Origin of the sequence: Micromonospora sp. WMMD975 (assembly GCF_029581215.1) — a bacterium.
In the GTDB taxonomy this organism is placed as follows: Bacteria; Actinomycetota; Actinomycetes; order Mycobacteriales; family Micromonosporaceae; genus Micromonospora.
The window spans coordinates 6,028,363-6,046,633 of sequence record NZ_CP120739.1; the positions used below are offsets into that span (position 1 = coordinate 6,028,363).

At 72.3% G+C, this 18,271-nt stretch carries 21 protein-coding genes; 13 read left to right on the plus strand and 8 right to left on the minus strand.

Translation table 11 applies throughout. The features are described from left to right. Window positions 1-48 precede the first annotated feature (48 nt). Window positions 49-615: a hypothetical protein gene (locus O7613_RS26980; RefSeq protein WP_281590574.1), complete on the minus strand. Its 567-nt coding sequence runs from the start codon at window positions 613-615 to the stop codon at window positions 49-51. A 570-nt stretch (window positions 616-1,185) separates the two neighbouring features. Here O7613_RS26980 and O7613_RS26985 point away from each other — a divergent pair. Continuing rightward, window positions 1,186-1,956, plus strand: a complete 771-nt coding sequence (locus tag O7613_RS26985; RefSeq protein ID WP_282290685.1) for an A24 family peptidase — start codon at window positions 1,186-1,188, stop codon at window positions 1,954-1,956. 59 nt (window positions 1,957-2,015) lie between these two features. On the opposite strand, the gene O7613_RS26990 is transcribed toward O7613_RS26985, so the two are convergent. Then, complete coding sequence (locus tag O7613_RS26990) at window positions 2,016-2,495, minus strand: hypothetical protein (protein WP_282290686.1); 480 nt, start codon at window positions 2,493-2,495, stop codon at window positions 2,016-2,018. 60 nt (window positions 2,496-2,555) lie between these two features. Here O7613_RS26990 and O7613_RS26995 point away from each other — a divergent pair, with 60 nt between their 5' ends. After that, a complete protein-coding gene (locus O7613_RS26995) occupies window positions 2,556-3,332 on the plus strand; it encodes an SAM-dependent methyltransferase (RefSeq protein ID WP_282290688.1) in 777 nt (258 codons plus the stop codon). An 11-nt stretch (window positions 3,333-3,343) separates the two neighbouring features. Here O7613_RS26995 and O7613_RS27000 read toward each other — a convergent pair whose 3' ends face one another. Both O7613_RS27000 and O7613_RS27005 read right to left on the minus strand, forming a co-directional pair. Then, window positions 3,344-3,625, minus strand: coding sequence for a hypothetical protein (locus O7613_RS27000; RefSeq protein WP_281585587.1), 282 nt, complete (start codon window positions 3,623-3,625; stop codon window positions 3,344-3,346). Continuing rightward, window positions 3,622-4,524, minus strand: coding sequence for an RNA polymerase sigma-70 factor (locus tag O7613_RS27005; protein WP_282294626.1), 903 nt, complete (start codon window positions 4,522-4,524; stop codon window positions 3,622-3,624). Before O7613_RS27005 ends, O7613_RS27000 begins: the two co-directional genes overlap by 4 nt. Window positions 4,525-4,691: 167 nt before the next feature. Here O7613_RS27005 and O7613_RS27010 point away from each other — a divergent pair, with 167 nt between their 5' ends. Continuing rightward, window positions 4,692-5,177 (plus strand): carboxymuconolactone decarboxylase family protein, encoded by a 486-nt coding sequence (locus O7613_RS27010; RefSeq protein ID WP_282290690.1) that lies wholly within the window; start codon window positions 4,692-4,694, stop codon window positions 5,175-5,177. A 44-nt stretch (window positions 5,178-5,221) separates the two neighbouring features. Here O7613_RS27010 and O7613_RS27015 read toward each other — a convergent pair whose 3' ends face one another. The 3 genes from O7613_RS27015 to O7613_RS27025 are packed head-to-tail and all read right to left on the minus strand — an operon-like array spanning window position 5,222 to window position 6,896. Continuing rightward, on the minus strand, window positions 5,222-5,479 hold the full coding sequence (locus tag O7613_RS27015; protein ID WP_282290692.1) for a Txe/YoeB family addiction module toxin: 258 nt from the start codon (window positions 5,477-5,479) through the stop codon (window positions 5,222-5,224). Next, window positions 5,476-5,751, minus strand: coding sequence for a type II toxin-antitoxin system prevent-host-death family antitoxin (locus O7613_RS27020; protein WP_282290694.1), 276 nt, complete (start codon window positions 5,749-5,751; stop codon window positions 5,476-5,478). Before O7613_RS27020 ends, O7613_RS27015 begins: the two co-directional genes overlap by 4 nt. 35 nt (window positions 5,752-5,786) lie before the next feature. After that, on the minus strand, window positions 5,787-6,896 hold the full coding sequence (locus O7613_RS27025) for an epoxide hydrolase family protein (RefSeq protein WP_282290695.1): 1,110 nt from the start codon (window positions 6,894-6,896) through the stop codon (window positions 5,787-5,789). A gap of 91 nt (window positions 6,897-6,987) precedes the next feature. On the opposite strand from O7613_RS27025, the gene O7613_RS27030 reads away from it, so the two are divergent. From O7613_RS27030 to O7613_RS27075, 10 genes are all read left to right on the plus strand, one after another. Next, window positions 6,988-7,446: a MarR family transcriptional regulator gene (locus O7613_RS27030; RefSeq protein WP_282290696.1), complete on the plus strand. Its 459-nt coding sequence runs from the start codon at window positions 6,988-6,990 to the stop codon at window positions 7,444-7,446. A 60-nt stretch (window positions 7,447-7,506) separates the two neighbouring features. Then, complete coding sequence (locus tag O7613_RS27035; protein ID WP_282290699.1) at window positions 7,507-7,971, plus strand: DIP1984 family protein; 465 nt, start codon at window positions 7,507-7,509, stop codon at window positions 7,969-7,971. 656 nt (window positions 7,972-8,627) lie between these two features. After that, a complete protein-coding gene (locus tag O7613_RS27040) occupies window positions 8,628-8,858 on the plus strand; it encodes a winged helix-turn-helix domain-containing protein (RefSeq protein ID WP_282290701.1) in 231 nt (76 codons plus the stop codon). A gap of 124 nt (window positions 8,859-8,982) precedes the next feature. After that, window positions 8,983-9,177, plus strand: coding sequence for a DNA-binding protein (locus O7613_RS27045; RefSeq protein ID WP_282290703.1), 195 nt, complete (start codon window positions 8,983-8,985; stop codon window positions 9,175-9,177). A gap of 116 nt (window positions 9,178-9,293) precedes the next feature. Then, window positions 9,294-10,361: a DUF559 domain-containing protein gene (locus O7613_RS27050; protein ID WP_282290705.1), complete on the plus strand. Its 1,068-nt coding sequence runs from the start codon at window positions 9,294-9,296 to the stop codon at window positions 10,359-10,361. Further along, window positions 10,348-11,001, plus strand: a complete 654-nt coding sequence (locus O7613_RS27055) for a hypothetical protein (RefSeq protein ID WP_282290707.1) — start codon at window positions 10,348-10,350, stop codon at window positions 10,999-11,001. Before O7613_RS27050 ends, O7613_RS27055 begins: the two co-directional genes overlap by 14 nt. Beyond that, entirely contained in the window at window positions 10,998-14,249 is a 3,252-nt protein-coding gene (locus O7613_RS27060; RefSeq protein WP_282290709.1) for a DUF87 domain-containing protein, read from the plus strand. The genes O7613_RS27055 and O7613_RS27060 overlap by 4 nt, the downstream gene beginning before the upstream one ends. 188 nt (window positions 14,250-14,437) lie before the next feature. Continuing rightward, a complete protein-coding gene (locus tag O7613_RS27065; RefSeq protein WP_282290711.1) occupies window positions 14,438-14,731 on the plus strand; it encodes a hypothetical protein in 294 nt (97 codons plus the stop codon). Continuing rightward, a complete protein-coding gene (locus tag O7613_RS27070) occupies window positions 14,728-15,345 on the plus strand; it encodes a sigma-70 family RNA polymerase sigma factor (protein WP_281585575.1) in 618 nt (205 codons plus the stop codon). Before O7613_RS27065 ends, O7613_RS27070 begins: the two co-directional genes overlap by 4 nt. Beyond that, the gene (locus O7613_RS27075) at window positions 15,332-17,233 is read left to right on the plus strand and encodes a GGDEF domain-containing phosphodiesterase (RefSeq protein WP_281585574.1); all 1,902 of its coding nucleotides are present in this window, start codon (window positions 15,332-15,334) and stop codon (window positions 17,231-17,233) included. The genes O7613_RS27070 and O7613_RS27075 overlap by 14 nt, the downstream gene beginning before the upstream one ends. 42 nt (window positions 17,234-17,275) lie before the next feature. Here the strand turns inward: O7613_RS27075 and O7613_RS27080 are convergent, their stop codons facing one another. Next, complete coding sequence (locus O7613_RS27080) at window positions 17,276-18,193, minus strand: NADP-dependent oxidoreductase (protein WP_282290714.1); 918 nt, start codon at window positions 18,191-18,193, stop codon at window positions 17,276-17,278. Between the last annotated feature and the right edge of the window lie 78 nt (window positions 18,194-18,271).

Genomic DNA, 18,271 nt, shown 5'->3' on the forward strand with positions numbered 1-18,271 from the left:
GGCGGGGCGTCCCGGCCCGGCGGGCCGGGACGCCCTCGCCTCCCCAGGTCAGCACGGCTGGTCCCGGTGCGCGGCGCCGGTCTTGACCAGCCAGCGGCCGTCCGGATAGCGGGCCGCGGTGGCGGTGGCCAGGTAGCGCCCGCCGCGGGTGCCGGGCACCGTCTTGCGGTCCTTGGCGTAGACGAGCCGGTAGCCGGTCGAGTCCAGGCAGTCCTGGATCTCGACGGTGGGCAGCGGGGCGGTCAGGTCGACCGAGACGACGGTGGGGTCGGAAACCAGTTTTCCGGTACGCATCGCGCCGTGCTCCTTCGCGTCACGAATTGCCAACCGAACCTGGGTCAGCAGCGGGTCGGCCAGAAAGCGTGCCAGTGCGGGGTGGCCGGGATCGCTGCGTGCGCTTGCCGCCCGGGACGCGGCGAGATAGCCGGAATAGGCGGCGAGTGCCGATTTTTCGGCCGCCTTCTCCTCGGCGGCGGAATGGACGGCCGGTGCGGGGGCGTCGCCGGTCAGCGGGCGGGCGGCCACCTCGGGCTCGGTGCCGCACCCGGCCGCGCCGGTCAGCAGCGCCAGGCTGAGCAGGCAGCTTTCCCATCGACGGGATTGCCATGTGCGCAACGCCGAGCCCTCCTCGGTGCCGGCCCGGTGCGGTCGTGTCGACCGGGCCCGGGCATGCGGAAGCGCGCCCGGATCTGCCCTGCCGGGCCTCGGCCGCCACCGCTTGCATTTACCTGTGCTGATCAGTAGGGGAATGTGGAACTGATGTCTCCGGTCGGCCTCCGACGCCAATTGATCGGGGGTTGCGTCGTACCCAAGGGGCGAGCATAGGCTGACGTGCGCCGATGCAACAGAGGCAATTCACGTGAACACGGTGAGTGAAGACGGGTGGTGGCGGCCGGTGGATGTCCGGACGGTGACGAGCAGGCCGCCATCGGCCCGGCCGAGCGCAGGCGTGTGCGCGCCCGCACCCCTCCGCCCGCACCCGGCGGCCCGGTCCGAGCCCACCGGTATGGGTGGGGTCCATCCGGGTCGTCCGATCCGTTCCACCGGCCGGGCGCACCCGACCCGTCCCGCCCGAACCGGCCGCCGGAACGCCCCTTTCCGCGCCATCCGCAACACGGCGATCACTGCCCCATCACGCTGCGTGTTGCAGGATGCAAGCGGCGGCGTCCGAACGGGGGAGTCGGCGTGACCGCCGAACGGATCCACCACCCCACCCCGCCGGCCACCGGCCGCCACCCGGTCGTGCGGCTGCTGGCCACCCTCGCGGTCGGGCCGCCCGTCCGGCTGGCGGTGGCCCGCTACGCCGTACCGCCGGATCGTCCCGACCGCACGGGGTGCGACGCCTGCGGCGCGCCGATCGGGCTGGACCGGCCACTGCCGGCGCTCGGGCCGGCGGCCCGCTGCCCGGCCTGCCGCGCCCGGGTCGGCGCGCCGCCCGCCGTGGCGGAGGTGGCGCTGCTCATCGCGGTGGCCGTGCTGGCGCTGGCCGGCGGACCGCTCGGCGCGCGGCTGGCGCTTGCGTGGTGGCTCGCCTGGGCGGTGCCGATGGCGCTCGTGGACGCCGCGGCGCACCGACTGCCCGACCGACTGACCTGGCCCGCCGCGGCCGGCACCTGGGCGCTGCTCGGGGCCGCCGCGCTGACCGGGCCCGGCCCCTCGCCGTGGCTGCGGGCCACCGCGGCCGGGCTGGCGCTCGGCGCTGGCTTCGCGGCGACCACAGTGCTCTTCGGCAGCCGAGGGTTCGGCCTGGGCGACGCCAAACTGGCCCTGGGCGTCGGCGCGCTGCTCGGCTGGCACGGCTGGCCGGTGCTGGTGACCGGGCTGGTGCTCGCGTTCATCCTCGCCGCGCTGGCCGCGCTGGCACTGCTCGCCACCCGGCGACTCCGCTGGACCAGCCACCTCCCCTTCGGGCCGTTCCTCATCCTCGCCACCGCCGCCACCCTCCTGCTGGTGTAAGGCGGGGCCCCCGCTTAACGCATCCGGTATAGGCGGGGGCCCCGCTTAACGCGCGCCGGTCAGGAGGCGGCCGGCGGCCGGGCCGCCGGCACGCCCGACATCTGCTCGACGATCTTCTCCAGCGCCTCGAACGCGTACGCCCAGTTGTGGCACTTGAAGCTGCGCAGGCCGGCGATCGGGGTCCGGCAGTCGGCACAGTGGACGCCCGGCACCCCGTCCGGCACCTCGGTGTTCACGTACTTGCGCTCGCCGAGCACCACCCGGGCGATCATCGTCTTGTCGTGCACCCCGTGCAACGCCGACGAGACGATGTCGTACCAGGTCACCCGGCGCCCGCACTTGGGGCAGTCCGGCTCGTCGCCGCTCACCCACAGTGGCGCGCCGATGCTGTGCGCCGGGATCTCCAACAGCCGTTCCAGCCGGCGTACGTCCGCCTCCGGGGTGGTCCACCGGTGCCGCCCCGGCAGCGAGGCGGGCGAGTCGTAGACGGCGCGGAACAGGGTCGGGTCGACCTCCACGGTCTGCCGTCCATCGGTCATCGGTACCTCCTCGCAACGGCGGGTCAGCGGTGTGTCGCCCAGAGTGCTACACATCAGGGCGTGACGGAGGCTGAAACGCGACCCAACGTGGCCCGGATGTACGACTACTACCTGGGCGGCTGCCACAACTTCGCCGCCGACCGGGCCGCCGCCGAGGAGATCCTGAAGATCTTCCCGGACACCGGGGTGGCGGCCCAGACCAACCGCGCCTTCCTGCGCCGGGCCGTGCGCTGGGCGGCCGAGCAGGGCGTCCGCCAGTTCCTCGACGTCGGGGCCGGCCTGCCCACCCAGGGCAACGTGCACGAGGTGGTCCGCGCCGTGCACCCCGACGCCCGGGTGGTCTACGTCGACCACGACGAGGTGGCCGTGGCGTACGCCCGGCGGCTGCTGCCCACCGACGGCGGTCGCACCGTCGTGGTCCGGGGTGACCTGCGGCGGCCCGACGAGCTACTGGCCGACCCGGCGGTGCGGGCCACGCTCGACCTGACCGAGCCGGTGGCGCTGCTCCTGGTCGCGGTGCTGCACTTCGTGCCCGACTCGGACGACCCGTGGGCGGCCGTGGCCCGGCTACGTGACGCCACCGCCCCGGGCAGCCTGCTCGCGCTCTCGCACCTGACGCTTGACGGCGCGCCGCCGATGCCCGCGCGGGCGGGCACCGAGATCTACCGGCGCAGCAGCGCGCCGCTCGTACCCCGCACCCACGCCGACGTGGCCCGCTTCCTCCACGGGTACGACCTGGTGGAGCCCGGTCTGGTCCGGCTGGCCGACTGGCGGTCGGACGGCGAGCCGCGGGCGGCGGTGTCGCACGGCTACGGCGGGGTGGGCGTGCGCCGGTGACCTCCCGTCGCTCACCCCAGGCCGCGGTGGGCGGCCCAGAGCGCGCCGGCCCGGTCGGCCGCGGTCGCCACCAACGCCGCCAGCTCCGGTCGGTCCGGTACCCGGAACGACACGTACGCGCCGCGGCCACCCGCCGTGGGCCGGCCGTACGCCTTGGCGGCGAGGTGCCCGTCGGGCAGCAGCCGGACGTTGAGCGTGGTCAGGGTGAACTCCTCGCCGCGCCGGGTGTCGGTCCAGCGCAACGCCTCCGGGATGGCCACGTTGATGGCGAGTGCGTTGACGTCGGGGCTCATCCGGGCATCGTCGCATGCCGGCTCAGCGTCGTCTCCCGGCTCATGTGGGACAGCTTCTCCGGGTTGCGCACGGCGTAGAGGCCGGTGATCCGGCCGTCGTCGTCGAGGCGTACCGCCATGACCGTGTCCAGTTCGCCGTCGAACCGGACGACGAGCGCCGGACAGCCGTTGACCTCCGTCGGCTCCATCGACGCCACGGCGGCGACCCGGCTCCACCCGCCGGTGACCAGGCGGGCCACCTTGTCGGCGCCGGCGACCGGGCGCGGGATCGCCTGCTTGATCCCGCCGCCGTCGCCCACCAGCACCACGTCCGCGGCGAGCACGGCCAGCAGCGACCGCAGGTCACCCGTCTCGACCGCCCGCCGGAAGGCGTCGAGCGCGTCCCGGGTCTCGGCCGGTGAGACGGTACGGCGGGGGCGTCGCGCCGCCACGTGGGCGCGGGCCCGGTGCGCGATCTGGCGTACCGTGGCCGGGCTCTTCTCGACCGTGCCGGCGATCTCGTCGTATCCGACGTCGAACACCTCACGCAGCACGAACACGGCCCGCTCGGTCGGCGCGAGCGTCTCCAGCACCAGCAGCATGGCCATCGAGACGCTCTCGGCGAGTGCCACGTCGTCGGCCACGTCGGGCGCGGTGAGCAGCGGCTCGGGCAGCCACGACCCGACGTACGACTCCTTGCGCCGGCCCAGCGTCCGCAGCCGGGTCAACGCCTGGCGGGTGGTGATCCGCACCAGGTAGGCGCGATGGTCGCGAACCTGGTCGAGGTCGACGCCGGCCCACCGCAACCAGGTCTCCTGGAGCACGTCCTCCGCGTCGGCCGCCGAGCCGAGCAACTCGTACGCGACGGTGAAGAGCAGGTTCCGGTGGGTGAGGAAGTCCTCGGTGGCCCGGTCCGCCATGGCGTGCTCCCTGTCCGCTCGGCTGCGTTCCCACCAGACGCCGGCGGCCGGCGCGGTGTGACACCTCGCCGCTGTGGTGGTCGTCACCGGGCCACGGTGTCACGGTGTGCCCGCCGCCGGCATCTCATGTGCGTCCGAACGACACGCCACCCGGAGGGGACGTCACCATGGAGACCCGGATCAACCTGTTCGAGAACCCGATCTCCGCGAAGTTCATGAAGAGGTTCGCCAACGCCAGCACGGTCCTGCACCAGTCGCCGCTGCCGTACTCGACCCAGGAGCTGGTGTCGCTGCGGGCCAGCCAGATCAACGGCTGCGGCTGGTGCATCGACATGCACACCAAGGAGGCGTCCGCCGCCGGGGAGAGCGCGGCCCGGCTGCACCTGGTCGCCGCCTGGCGTGAGTCGACCGTGTTCACCGAGGCGGAGCGGGCCGCGCTGGCGTTCGCCGAGGAGGGCACCCGGCTGGCCGACGCCTACCAGGGGGTGTCCGACGAGACGTGGGCGCAGGTGCGCAAGCACTACGACGACGACCAGATCGCGACGCTGATCTGCCTGGTAGGGCTGATCAATGCGGCGAACCGGTTCGGGGTGATCGCGCACCAGCAGGGCGGCTCGTACGAGGCGGGGATGTTCGCCGCCGCGTTGCGCTGACCGACGGGGATCGGTCCGGTCCGGAGGTCGTCCGGGTCGGGCCGCTACCGGTCGCCGTAGTGGTAACGACAGGCGACGATCTCGACGTCGTCCTTGGAGATCCGGTACACCAGTCGGTGTTCGCGATCGATCCGGCGGGACCAGAAACCGGACAGCTCGCCCCGGAGAGGCTCGGGCTTCCCGATGCCCTCGTATCCGTTGCGGGTGATGTCCGCGATCAGCTCGTTGATGCGTTTTACCAGCTTGCGGTCGGTGTGACTGACGTACTGGCTCCACGCTGTCGGCGTGAAGATCAACCTCACGCAACGTCCTTGATGTCGGCCGGGTCGATCAGCTTCCGCTCCGCGCCGTCGCCCTGCTCCAACTCGGCGATGGACCGGCGCAGAGCGGCGGCGTTGCTCGGACTCCGCAGCAGGTATTCGGTTTCCTTCATCGCCTCGTACTCGGCGAGCGGCACGATGACCACCGGCTCGTGTCCCGACCGGGTCACCACGACCTCTTCCGCGTCGGCGGTGACGCTGTCCAACTCGGCGGCCAGGTTCTGGCGGAGCTGGGTGAAGTTCACCGTGCGCACAATGATCACCTCCGGAGATGTACAGGAAACTGTACCTATTCCGCTGTGGGCTTGCCAGTCAGTTGACCGAAGAACGCGCGGACGTCGGCGGCGAACAGGTCGGGCACCTCAAGCGCGGCGAAATGGCCGCCCCGGTCGAACTCGCTCCAGTGCCGGATCGGGTACGTCCGCTCGGCGAACGACCGGATGGGCAGGGTGATGTCATGGGCGAAGACGGCCACGCCGATGGGCGACGGGCAGGGCGGCGGCGGCCCGGCCAACCCGCTCTCCCGGATGAGCCGCGCCGAGGAGGCGGTGGTGCGGGTGAGCCAGTAGAGCGCGACGTCGGTGAGGATGCGGTCGGTCGGGACGGCGGATCGCGGGTCGGCCCACTCGGTGAACTTCTCGGCGATCCACGCGAGCTGGCCGGCGGGTGAGTCGTTCAGCGCGTACGACACGGTCTGCGGGCGGGTGGCGTAGAGGACCTGGTGCGGGTGTCGCTGCGCCATGAGCTGTCTGATCCGCGCCAGCCGGGCCAGGTCCGGTGCGGACAGGTCGGCCTCTCCGGCCCAGCCGGGCGGCGGGGGCGTGGGCAGGTAGTTGACGTGTACGCCGACGACCTGCTCCGGGGCGATTCCGCCGAGCCGGATGGAGATTCCCGTACCCCAGTCGCCGCCCTGGGCGCCGTATCGCCGGTAGCCGAGCCGGCGCATCAGCTCGGCCCAGGCTCGGGCGACCCGATCGATGTCCCAGCCGCGTTCGCGGGTCGGGCCGGAGAAGCCGAATCCGGGTATCGACGGGACGACCAGGTGGAACTGCTCGGACAGGGGGACGAGCACGTCGAGGAACTCCACCACCGAGCCGGGCCAGCCGTGGGTGAGGACCAGCGGCAGCGCGTCCGCGTCGGCGCAGCGTACGTGCAGGAAGTGGACGTTCTGTCCGTCGATCTCGGTGGTGAACTGTGGGTACCTGTTGAGTTCGGCCTCGTGCTCGCGCCAGTCGTAGGTGGTGCGCCAGTGTTCGGCCAGCTCGCGTACCCGAGCCAGGGGGATGCCGTAGTCCCACCCGGCGTCGGGTAGCTCGTCGGGCCAGCGGCTACGCGCCAGGCGGTCGGCCAGGTCGTCGAGGTCGGCCTGTGGAACCTGCACCCGGAACGGCTTGATCATGACGGGCCTTTCGTTGGTTGCCCTAACATTTGGCGCACCTACGTTAACGCCGTTTCGTTGGTGTGGCCAACGAACTTGTTAGGCTGGTCACGTGGAAGCTCCAGACCCGGACGTCGTACCGGCCCGCCTGACCGGCCTGCCGAGCTGGCTGATCACCCAGACCGCTGTACGCGCCGGACGGCTGGTCGCCGACGGGCTCGCGGCGATCGACGCGCGGGGCTACCACTTCCGGCTGCTCGCGACGCTTGACGAGTTCGGGCCGGCCAGTCAGGCCACGCTCGGCCGTCGCAGCGGCATCCACGTCAGCGACGTGGTCGCGGCGCTCAACGAACTCGCCGACCGCGACTTCGTCAACCGCGCCCCGGACCCGGCCGACCGGCGGCGCAACGTCGTCACCATCACCACGGCCGGGCGCCGGCAACTCCGGCGACTGGAGAAACAGCTCGCCGCCGTGCAGGACGACTTGCTCGCGCCGCTGTCACCCGCCGAACGCGACCAGCTCGTCGCGCTCCTGGGCCGGGTGCTCGCCCACCACACCCGCGAGCGCTGAGCCCGCGATCAGCACGAAAATGGAAGCGACGTCGATCTTGTCCGCGCCATACTGGTGTCCATGAAGCTTGCTGAGGCTCTCGCGCTGCGGGCGGATGCGACTCGGCGCGTCGAGCAGCTCCGGTCCCGCATCGCCGCCAGCGCCCGCTACCAGGAGGGCGAGTCACCCGCCGAGGACGCTCCGGCACTCCTCGCGGAGGTGGGCGCCGCCCTCGGCGAGCTGGAGTCGCTGATCCGGCGGATCAACCGCACCAACGCCGCGACCGAGGTGGACGGCGGCACGCTCACCGACGCGCTCGCACGTCGTGACGTGCTTCGCCTGCGGCACAGCGTGGTCACTTCGGCGGCCGACGCCGCCGCCGGAGAGGGCCAGCGGGGCTACCGGCAGTTGCGGTCGGAGCTGAAGATGATCCCGGCGCTTCCGGTGGCGGAGTTGCGCCGACAGGCGGACGACCTGGCCCGGCAGGTACGCGAGGTGGACACGCTGATCCAGCGGACGAACTGGGAGATCGAATTGCTCGACTGACGGGCTGCGGAGCAGGTAGCCGACGTGGAGGCGTGCACGCCCCGAGAGCCGGCGGGTAATCCGGCTCACTCCTGGCGCGCCGTGGGCAGGCGTGGGGGTTCGATTCCCCGACACACATCGCACGCCCAGCACCGCTCACAGGTGACGGCGCACGGAGCACGGCACACTACCGAGTGCAGATCCACGGCGGCGAGGGTGGGACAGGGGACTTCCGCAGCCCGCGACGGTCGAAGACACCACACGGGCGGGCCGAACCTAGGGTTCAGCGCCAATCCGTCGAGTCGAAGCGGTTTGGCGCGTTACCGGCCAGCCGCCGCGCCTTGAGCCGATCTCGCGCCCACCGCAGGGACGGACACTCTCCGCGCCGATGCTGGCAATGCGCGCAGTTGCCCAGGATCCAATGTCGTCGAATGATCTGCTTCGCCAACTGCGGCACCCACTCTGAGCGGGGTGCTTGCCTCTCGATCATGGCAGCCTCCAGAGACAGGCAGGTCCGGGCACGGAGTCATGCGTCGCGTGCCCGGACCGCCATCCGGGCACTCCGCCAGTTGCCGACCGGAGGAGCGCTACTCCGCAACCTGCCATGGATAGCCATTGGTAGTCAAGGACTCCCCATGGGTGATTGAGTAGGGGTGCCGACCGGAGGAGAACCACAAGTGCCACCGCAGTACCGCTACCAGCAGGTAGCCGACGACATGGCGAACCGGATCAAGTCCGGTGAGTTCCCGCCCGGCTCGCGCCTGCCGAGCCGGGCCGAGCTGTGCGAGCAGTACGAGGTGTCCAGCTTCGTCGCCGACCGCGTGTATCTCGTGCTCAAGATGCAGGGGCTCACGGAGTCGCTGCCGGGCGCCGGCGTTTTCGTGAAGGAAAGCGTCCCGGGCCAGTAACGCGCGGGGCACTCATTCCGCACCGTCGACCTTGACAATCGACCGACGCAGGGCGGCGGTGGCGTGGAACAACAGGGCAGCCGGCCATGTACACCGACAGGGTCATCCGTCTAGCGTCCCGAACATGGGCCGCCGTCTGATGGGTGCGTACGAGATTCGTACCCGGCTGGGCGTCAGTCGCCAGCGCGTGGAGCAGTTGATGAAGCGCCCCGACTGGCCGGAGCCGTACGAGACGCTGGCGACGGGCCGCGTGTGGCGCACCGAGGACATCGAAGCCTGGATCCGCGAGCACCGGCCGCACCTCGACGAGCAGGATTAACGAACCTCCGACCTTTGGGTGCGTTTGTTGTCGCTCTGGCAACCACAAACGCACCCAGAGTCAACTCCCGCCGCCCGCACGCGGTCTGGTGCTGCCGGAAACTGATTCGTAGTCTGGTGCGGCACGTTTCGGGTCGACGGTGGGAGGGGTTCGCGCTGCTGTCGAACCGGAGCCTCACCGACGTACCGTCCGATCGCGTCGTCGCCCTGCCCGCCGCGGACACCGACGCCCTGGCGATGCTTGTCGCCCGCGACCATCCGGACCTGGCCGCCGTGGTCCACCGCCCGGCCACCCGGCACGCGATGCCGGCGGATGTCGTGCACGCCGCGCTGGACCGGCTCGAACAGGTCGCCGTCGAGCTGCTGCCGGCGTGGCTGCCCGAGGTCGCGGACGGCGTGCGTCCGGACACGGCCGGGCTCGCGGCGATCCGGGTCGCGGCCACCGCACGGGCACGCCGCGAGCGCTTTCCCGGATCCTTCCTGCCGGACCTCGCAGTCTTCGCGGTGACCGGCCGGCGTCCCACCACTACGCCGCTTCCGGCGCGTACCCGGGCCACCGCGCTGGCGCGCCTCGTCGCCGCCGCGTTCGGGCGGCGGCGGGTGGTGCTGCTCGTCGAACCGGCGGGCGGCGATGGCGCGGTGGTCGCGGCTGGCGCCGGCTGGCTCGTGCAGCACCGCGGCCCGGCGGTCTGGTTGCTCGGCACCGGCGCGGCCGGGCTGGACGGGCTGCCGGAGTTCCGGGTCGCGCCGCCCGCCGCCGCGCCGCCCGCCGCCGCACCGCCCGACTCGCCGGACGACCACGAGGCGGTGGTGGGTCGGCCGCATCCGGCAAGCGACGCGGAGAAGCGGCTGGAGGCGGCGCTCGCCGCCGAGAGCTGGGCGGCCGGGCGGCGGTGGAACCAGAGCTGGCGGTCCCACCGGCTGGCCGCGCCGATCCGGCTCGATCTCCTGTGGCCCGACGAGCGGTGCGTGGTCGAGATCGACGGACCGGAGCACTGCCGGCCGGTCCACTTCGAGGCCGACCGGCAGCGCGACGTGCACCTGCAACTGGCCGGCTACGCCGTCCTGCGCTTCACCAACGCCCGGGTAAATCACGACGTCGGCGCCGTGGTCCAGCAGATCGGTACGTATCTGCGGGCCCGTCGCCGGGACATTGCGGAAGGACGGCAGCATGGCCGGCGATGACCTGACGGCATCCGAGAGCGCGATCCTCGTCGTGCTCATGGCCGAGGCGCGGGAGGTGTTGAACACCGAGCTGCGCGACCGCTACCACCTGGACGTACGCAAGCCGCAGCGGGACAAGCTCACCCGCCTGCACTACGTCGCGAGCCGCAAGAGCGGGTCGACGTACGCCCTCCAGCTCGACGACAAGGGCTGGGTGCGGATGCAGGGTGACCTCGACTTCGCGCTGCGCGGCGCGTCCGCGCTCGGCGCGGCGCTTACCGCCCTCCAGACCAACCTGCGGGATCGGGTGCTGGCGCGCAGTGGCTGCGCCACGCTCGCCGAGCTGTTCGCCCTGACCGACGTGCGGGCGTCGGCCCCGGTGCCGGCCGACCCGGCCGGGGCGCTGACCGCGCGCGTCGTCAGTGCCTGTCGGGCGCTCGCCGACGAGCCGGGCGCCTGGGTGAGCCTGCGCCGGCTCCGGCCGTTCTTCGCCGACGTGCCGCGTGACGACTTGGACGAGGCGTTGCGCCGGCTCAGCCGGGAGCCCGGCGTGACGATCGCGCCGGAGTCGAATCAGAAGACGCTCACCGAGGCGGACATCCGGGCGGCGCTGCGCCTCGGCGGGCAGGAGAACCACCTGCTGGCGATCGGCGGGGAATGAACGAGGCGGAACGAACCGCGCTGGCGGCCCTGCGGTTCGACTGGGCGCCGGTCCCCGACGACGTGTGGCGCCCGCTGCCCTTCCACGTCGACGGGTTGCACGTCCCGGCCGTCCGGGACGTGCTCGCCGGCGTGGCGGAGGCCGAGGCGAACCCGCAGGGCAGCCCGCTCGGCCTGGTCGTCCAGGGCCAGCGGGGGTCCGGCAAGACGCACCTGCTTGGCGTGATCCGCCAGCAGGTGCAGGAACGGGGCGGCTACTTCTTCCTGGTCGGCCTGCTCGACGCGGAGAACTTCTGGGACAGTGTGCTGGCCGCGATGCTCGACGGCCTGGCCCGGCCGGTGCCCGGCAGCCCGGAAACCCAGCTCAAGTTGCTGCTGCGGCGGTTGTCGGCGCTTGTGGGCGCGCCCCGGACGGCACGCCGGGCGGTGATGGGCGACACCGAGCTGACCCGCGCGGCGCTCGACGCGTTCCTGGACGGGCTTGGCGACTTCGACAGGCACGCGGCCCGGACCTGCCAGGAGACCGCGCGGGCGCTCGCCTTGAGCGCCTCCGAGGACATCTCCCACCGCGACCTGGCGGAGAACTACTTCCTCTCCGGCGAGGAGGTCGTCGCGGGCGAACGCGCGGTGTGGGGGATGCGCCGGAGGCCCCGCCCGGCCCAGCAGATCGTGCAGGACCTGTCCTGGTTGCTGGCGCTCACCGGGCCGTCGGTCGTGGCGATCGACCAGATCGACACGTTGATCGCCCAGTTGGCGATCCAGAGCGACCCGTCGCTCGTGGGCGCCGCCGCGATGAGCCCGGAGCAGGCGCTGATGCTGGCGCGGATGGCGGACGGCCTGATGTCGCTGCGGCAGACGACGCGACGCACGCTCACCGTCCTCGCCTGCATCCCGAACTCGTGGACGATCATCCGGTCCACCGCCGCCGACACGGTGGCCGACCGGTTCCGGGAGACGCCGCCGCTGCGCCGGATCGACGACGCCGACCTCGCGCGGGCGATCATCGAGAAGCGGTTCGACCTCCGCTACCGGGACGTCGGATTCGCCCCGCCGTACCCCTCTTGGCCGGTGTCCCCGCGCGCCTTCGCCGAGGCGGGGGCGTTCACCCCGCGCCAGCTCCTGATCGAGATCGACGGGCACATCCGGGCCTGCCTCGCCGCCGACGAGGTGCGGGAGATGACAAGCCTCGGCGAGCCGCCCACGGCGGAGCCGCGGGCACCCCGGCCCGCTCCCGTCACCGCCGGCGGTGCGGAAATAGACCGCTACGACGCCCGCTTCGCCGAACTGAAAGCCGCCGCCGACGTCCGCGCGCCACAGGAGCGGGCGTCCGAGGACGCGGTGATGCCGGCGCTGCTCGCCGCCGGGCTCACCGCCTGGATCCTGGAACGCGGCGACGCCGGTGAGGCGTTCAGCGTCGACCCGCCGCCGAGCACCGATCCGCCGCTGCACGCCCGGCTGCGCCTGACGCTCGACGAACGCACCGAAGACCAGGTGCACTGGTGCTTCCGGGCGATAAGCGACGACCACCACGGCAACGCGGCGCTGGCCCGGCTGCGCAAGGCGAGCGTGGCGTCGGCCCTCGACACCGGCATGGCCAAACGCAGGCTGTTCCTGTTGCGCAACCGCGAGTGGTCGGCCAGCGCTGCCACCCGGAAGGCGGTCGGCGCGTTCACCGAGGCGGGCGGGCAGACCATCGGCCTGGACGAGGCGGACCTGCGCGTCCTCTCGGCGCTGCGGGTCATGCTCGCGGAGGCCACCATGGACCTTCAGGGCTGGCTTGTCGACCGCCGGCCGACCCGGGAGCTGACGTTCCTCAGGCACGCGCTGGCGGACGTGGACCGCTGGACGGCGGACGGCGGGCCGCCCTCACCGCTGCCCGCGCCGCCCGCCGGAACGGCTCCGGCGTCCGAGCCCGCAACCAGGCTGGCGTCCGAGCCCGCGACCGGGCCGGCGTCCGAGCCCGCAACCAGGCCCGCGACCGGGCCCGCGTCTGCGGCCAGGTCCGCGTCTGCGGCCGAGCCGTCGTTCGTCGTCGGGCACGGGTACGACGACGGCGCGCCGGTTCCGCTGGCTCTGGAGGCGCTGCGGAAGCACACCACGATCTTCGCCGGCTCGGGCTCGGGTAAGACCGTGCTGATCCGCCGCATCGTCGAGGAGTGCGCCCTCGCCGGGGTCTCCGCCATCGTGCTCGACCCCAACAACGACCTGGCCCGTCTCGGCGAGGCGTGGCCCGAGCCGCCCCCGGGGTGGCGGCCGGGCGACGCGGACCGGGCTGCGGACTACCTGGCGCACACCGATGTGGTGATCTGGACGCCGCGCCGCAGCTCGGGTCGCCCGCTGAGCTTCCAGCCGCTGCCCGACTTCACGAGCGTGCGGGACGACCCGGACGAGTTCGGCGAGGCGGTCGAGGCGGCTGTCGCGGCACTGGCGCCACGCGCCATGGTCACCGGCCGGGCCACCCGGGCGCACCTGGGCCTGGCGGTGCTGCGCAAGGCCGTCGAGCACTACGGCCGGCGCGGCGGCTCCCGGCTGAAGGGCCTCGTCGACACCCTGGCCGACCTGCCGGACGGGATCATCGACCTGGAGGACGCCGAGAAGATCGGCCTCAGCCTGGCCCAGACGCTCACCGCCGCCATGGTGAACGACCCGCTCTTCGGTGGCGAGGGCACGCCGATGGACCCCGGTGTGCTGCTCACCCCCGCCACGGGCAAGCGGGCCCGGGTGTCGGTCGTCAGCCTGGTGGGGTTGCCGTCGGACGACGTACGCCAGAGCTTCGTCAACCAGCTTCAGATGGCGCTCTTCGCCTGGATCAAGAAGAACCCGGCCGGTGACCGGCCGCTGCTGGGGTTGCTGATCATGGATGAGGCGCAGACGTTCGCCCCGTCCGGGGCGATGACCGCGTGCACCCAGAGCACGCTGGCGCTCGCGGCCCAGGCCCGGAAGTACGGGCTCGGGTTGGTCTTCGCGACGCAGGCGCCGAAGGGGCTGCACAACCGCATCCCCGGCAACGCGGCCACCCAGTTGTACGGCCTGATGAACAGCCCGATTCAGATCGAGGCGGCGCGCGAGATGGCGCGGGCCAAGGGTGGCGACGTGCCGGACATCTCCCGGCTGACCGTGGGCGAGTTCTATCTCGCCGCCGAGGGCGCGCCGCCGCGGAAGATCCGGACGCCGCTGTCGCTGACGCACCATCCGCGCAGCCCGCTCACCGTCGAGGAGGTGCTGGACCGAGCGCGTGGTCCACAGTGAAGCGGGTGTCACTGAGGGTTACCAGCGACGAGGTGCTCGCGCAGGGTCCCGCCAGCATGACTTTCTGATTTGTGTCGAGGTCAAGACACTGATCGTCGATCTCCCCGAACATTGTGGACGATGAGCTGTCTACATTGCCGCCCTGCCACGGATAGTAATTGGCGAACCGAAGGGGCCAAGGGGGAACGATGAACGAAGCACTGGCGGAACCGCTCACCGGCTATCAGGTGATGGCCGTGGCCGTAGCCGTCGCCGGAGTGGTGGGGGGCCTGGTGCGGGCCTGCGTGGCATACCGGGCGCGGATACACGCCGAACGCGAGGCCACGACACGTACGACAGCCCGGGTGACCTGGCTGATCCGGCTCACCGAGGCCGACCACGACGTGGTGCGGATCGTGGAGCGTGATCGCGACGGTCATCGCGAGGTGGAACTGGGCATCCGTGACATGCCGAAGTCCGGGATCACCAGGGAGGCGGCGTGAGCGACATCCAGGGCACCGCCGCCCGGACGCCGGCCGACGACGAGGACGCGCGCAGGGCGGAGGCCCTCCGTGTGAAGGCCGACCACGACCGGGAGTTCGCCACCTTCGTCGAGGGCTCCTACCACACCGTGGAGCGGATTCTCCGGTCCGTGTGGTGGGACCGCGAGGTGGTGGCGGACGCGCTGCACGAGGCGTACCTGCACGGGCGGGTCAAGTGGCCCGAACTCCGGGACCACGTGCGGCCGATCGGCTGGATCGTGCGTACCGCCCGGTTCAACCTGCTGAAGGACCGGGACCGGCGTCAGCGGGAGGCCGCGGTGGCGCCGGAGGACCTGCCGCCGGCGCCGCACTCCGACATCGCGGACGTGTGGGAGGCGCAGGAGACGTTGCGGGCCTGGCTGCGTCAGCTTCCGGCCCGGCACGCCGAGGTGTTCCAGATGTCCCGGGAGGGCTTCTCCAACCAGGAGATCGCCCGCATCCTCGGGCTGACCGAGAACAGCGTCCGCTGTTACAAGGCCGCTGCCAAGCGAGGTCTCGGTGAGCTGGCCGAGGAGGCCGGCTTCACCCGTTCGCCCGGCCGGCGGCGTCAGGGGGGCAGCCGTGGATCTCGATGACCTGCTGGCGTTGGCCGAGACCAGGCCCAGCCCGCTGGAACTGGCCCGCGCCCGCCGCGTCGCGCGCACCGTGCAGAGCCGGTACGACCTCTCGCTCGCCGAGGGCTACGAGATCATGGTCGACACCGACCTGGTCGACCCGGTGACCTGGAAGGTCGATGAGGCGACCCGGGTGGCCCGCGCCGCCCAGTTGTCGAAGCAGGGCACGCTCACCTGGATGGCCGGCGGACCCGGGTGCCTCGGCCGGCTCTTCTGGTCGGACGAGATGGCGATGATCTTCGGGCACGCGCCGGGAACGCGGCGCCTCACGCCCGAGACCGTCCTCGACCTCGTCCATCCGGGCGACGCCGAACGGGTCCGCGCGGCTGTCCGGGCCGCGTGGGAGCGGCACCGTCCCGACGAGGTCCGCTTCCGGGTGGTCCAACCGGGGGGCCGGATCCGCCACGTGCACTGCCACCTCGAAATACTCACCGCCGAGGACGGCCCGTCGGGGATCATCGCGACCGGGGAGGACGTCACCGCGTTCGAACTGGCCCGGCAGGAGCGTCACCGGCTCGCCGTGCGCAGCCGGATGCTCAGCACCGACCTGGCCGTACCGGACGTCCTGACCGGGTTGCCGACCCGCGCGTACGTGATCGACGAGGTGGACCGGGCGCGGCGCAGCACCGGCGGGGCGCTCGTCGTGGTGGCGACCGAGCCCGCCACCCGGCTGCCCGACGCGCTCACCGACGAGGACCGCGACCGGGTGACGGCGGAGGTCGCCCGGGTCCTCCGCGCGGTCGTCGGGGCGAAGGTGACAGGTGGGCTGGTGGGCTCCGGCTCGTGGGGGGTGCTCCTCACCCCGGCCGACGACCACCCGGAGACCGCGGAGAGCCTGGCGGCCAGGATCGTCGAAACGTTCCGGAACCACCTGTTCAGCGTGCGGCAGAAGCCGTTGCGGTTCACCATCTCGGCCGGTGTGGTGCACTTCGGCAGCGGCGTGCCCGCCACCGGCTTCGACCTGCTCATCGATGGGGAGAACGCCGCCCGCGACGCGCGCCGGAACGGCACCGCCGTCACCGTCCTCGACCGGCCGGTGGAGGAACGGGAGCGGACGGAGCGATGCCGGTCCCGGATCCATCGCGTCGTCTCGGCCAACAGGTTCGCGCTCTACGCGCAGCCCATCGTCGATCTCCAACTCAACCAGGTCACCCGGCACGAGATCCTGTTACGCGTGCGCAGCGACACCGGTGAGCCGGTCGCACCGTGGGCGTTCCTCGACATGGCCGAGCGGGTCGGTGAGATCCTCACGGTGGACAAGTGGGTCGTCGACCACGCCCTGGAACTGATCGGCCGGGGTGCCCAGACCTCCCACTACCAGGTCAACATCTCCGGCCGGTCGCTCGCCGACCCCGGGTTGCTCGCCTTCGTGACCGACGCGATCGACAGGCACCGGGTCAAGCCGGACTGCCTGACGTTCGAGATCACCGAGACCGCCCTGATCGAGAACCGGAACGAGGCCATGGCCTTCGCCACCGGGATCAGAGAACTGGGATGCCACCTGGCGCTCGACGACTTCGGCACCGGATACGGCACGCTCACCCATCTGAAACAGCTCCCGGTCGACCTCGTCAAGATCGACGGGACGTTCATCGTCGATCTCTGCCGGTCCCCGGCGAGTCAGGCGGTCGTGTCGACGCTTGTCGAGCTGTGCCACACGCTCGGCATCCGAGTCGCCGCCGAGTACGTCCAGGACGAGGAGACCATCGAGCTGCTGCGCAACTGCGGCGTCGACTTCGCCCAGGGCTACCGGACCGGACGGCCCGAGCCGATCACGGTCGGCCGGAAGGAGGTGCAGACGGTGGAACTGGAGTTGCGGTTTCCGCCGCAGCACACCGCGCTCGGCTGAGACCCCGTCCGGCCCTTCGACGAGCGCGGTGCGCGGCCCCGGTCAGGGCCGGAGCACGTAACGGCCGCGTACCCCGCCCTTGGCGACCGCGCGGTGGGCGTCCGCCGCCCGGTCCAGCGGCAGCACGGCGTGCACCCGGGCCGGCAGTTCGCCGGACGCGGTGCGGGCGAGCAGGTCGGCCAGCTGCCGGCCGTCCGCGTGCGTGTCCACGGCCGCGACGCTGACGCCGCGGGCCGGGGCCGGCCGGATGTTCGGCCGGACCCCGACGAACGCACCGCCGTCCCGGACCAGGGCGAACGCCTGCTCCTGAAGGTTCGCGGCGTCGGCCACCGCGTCGAAGCCCGACTCGGCCGTCGCGGTGAAGCCGGCGCCGAGGCCCCGCACGAACTCCTCGTCCTCCGCGCGGGCCAGGCCGGTCACCCGCCAGCCCCGGTCCGCGGCGAGCACGAGGACGTACGCGCCGACCGCGCCGGCCGCGCCGGTGACAAGCAGCCGGTCGGCCCCGGCGGGCGCGTCGCCGAGGAGGTCGACGACCTGCGCCGCGGCCAGCCCGTTCAGCGGCACCGTCGCCGCCGCCACCAGGTCCAGCCCGTCGGGTACGACGGCCAGCTCGGCGGCCGGCACGACGAGTTGCTCGGCGTAGGTGCCGTAGTCGCGGTCGAACCCGACCACCAGGCCGGCGACCCGGGTGCCGGCGGTCAGGTCGACGCCCGTGCCGGTGGCGACGACGGTGCCGGCGAAGTCCCAGCCCAGGCCGGTGTGGTGCGGTTGATTGATCATCCCCAGGCCGTGGAAGAAGCCGCCGGCGACACCGAGATCGACGGGGTTGACGGCGGCGGCGGCCACCGCCACCCGCACCTCGCCGGGCCCCGGCTCGCGCAGCGGAACGTCGATGACCTCGATGGTGCCGGGTCCGCCCGGGGTGCGGACGACGGCGGTGCGGAAGGTGGGCGTACCCATGTCTGGTGCTCCTTGTCCTTGACGGTTCTCCCACACCACGATGGAGGGGTAACTCTCCAGCGGGAAGGACGCACTTCG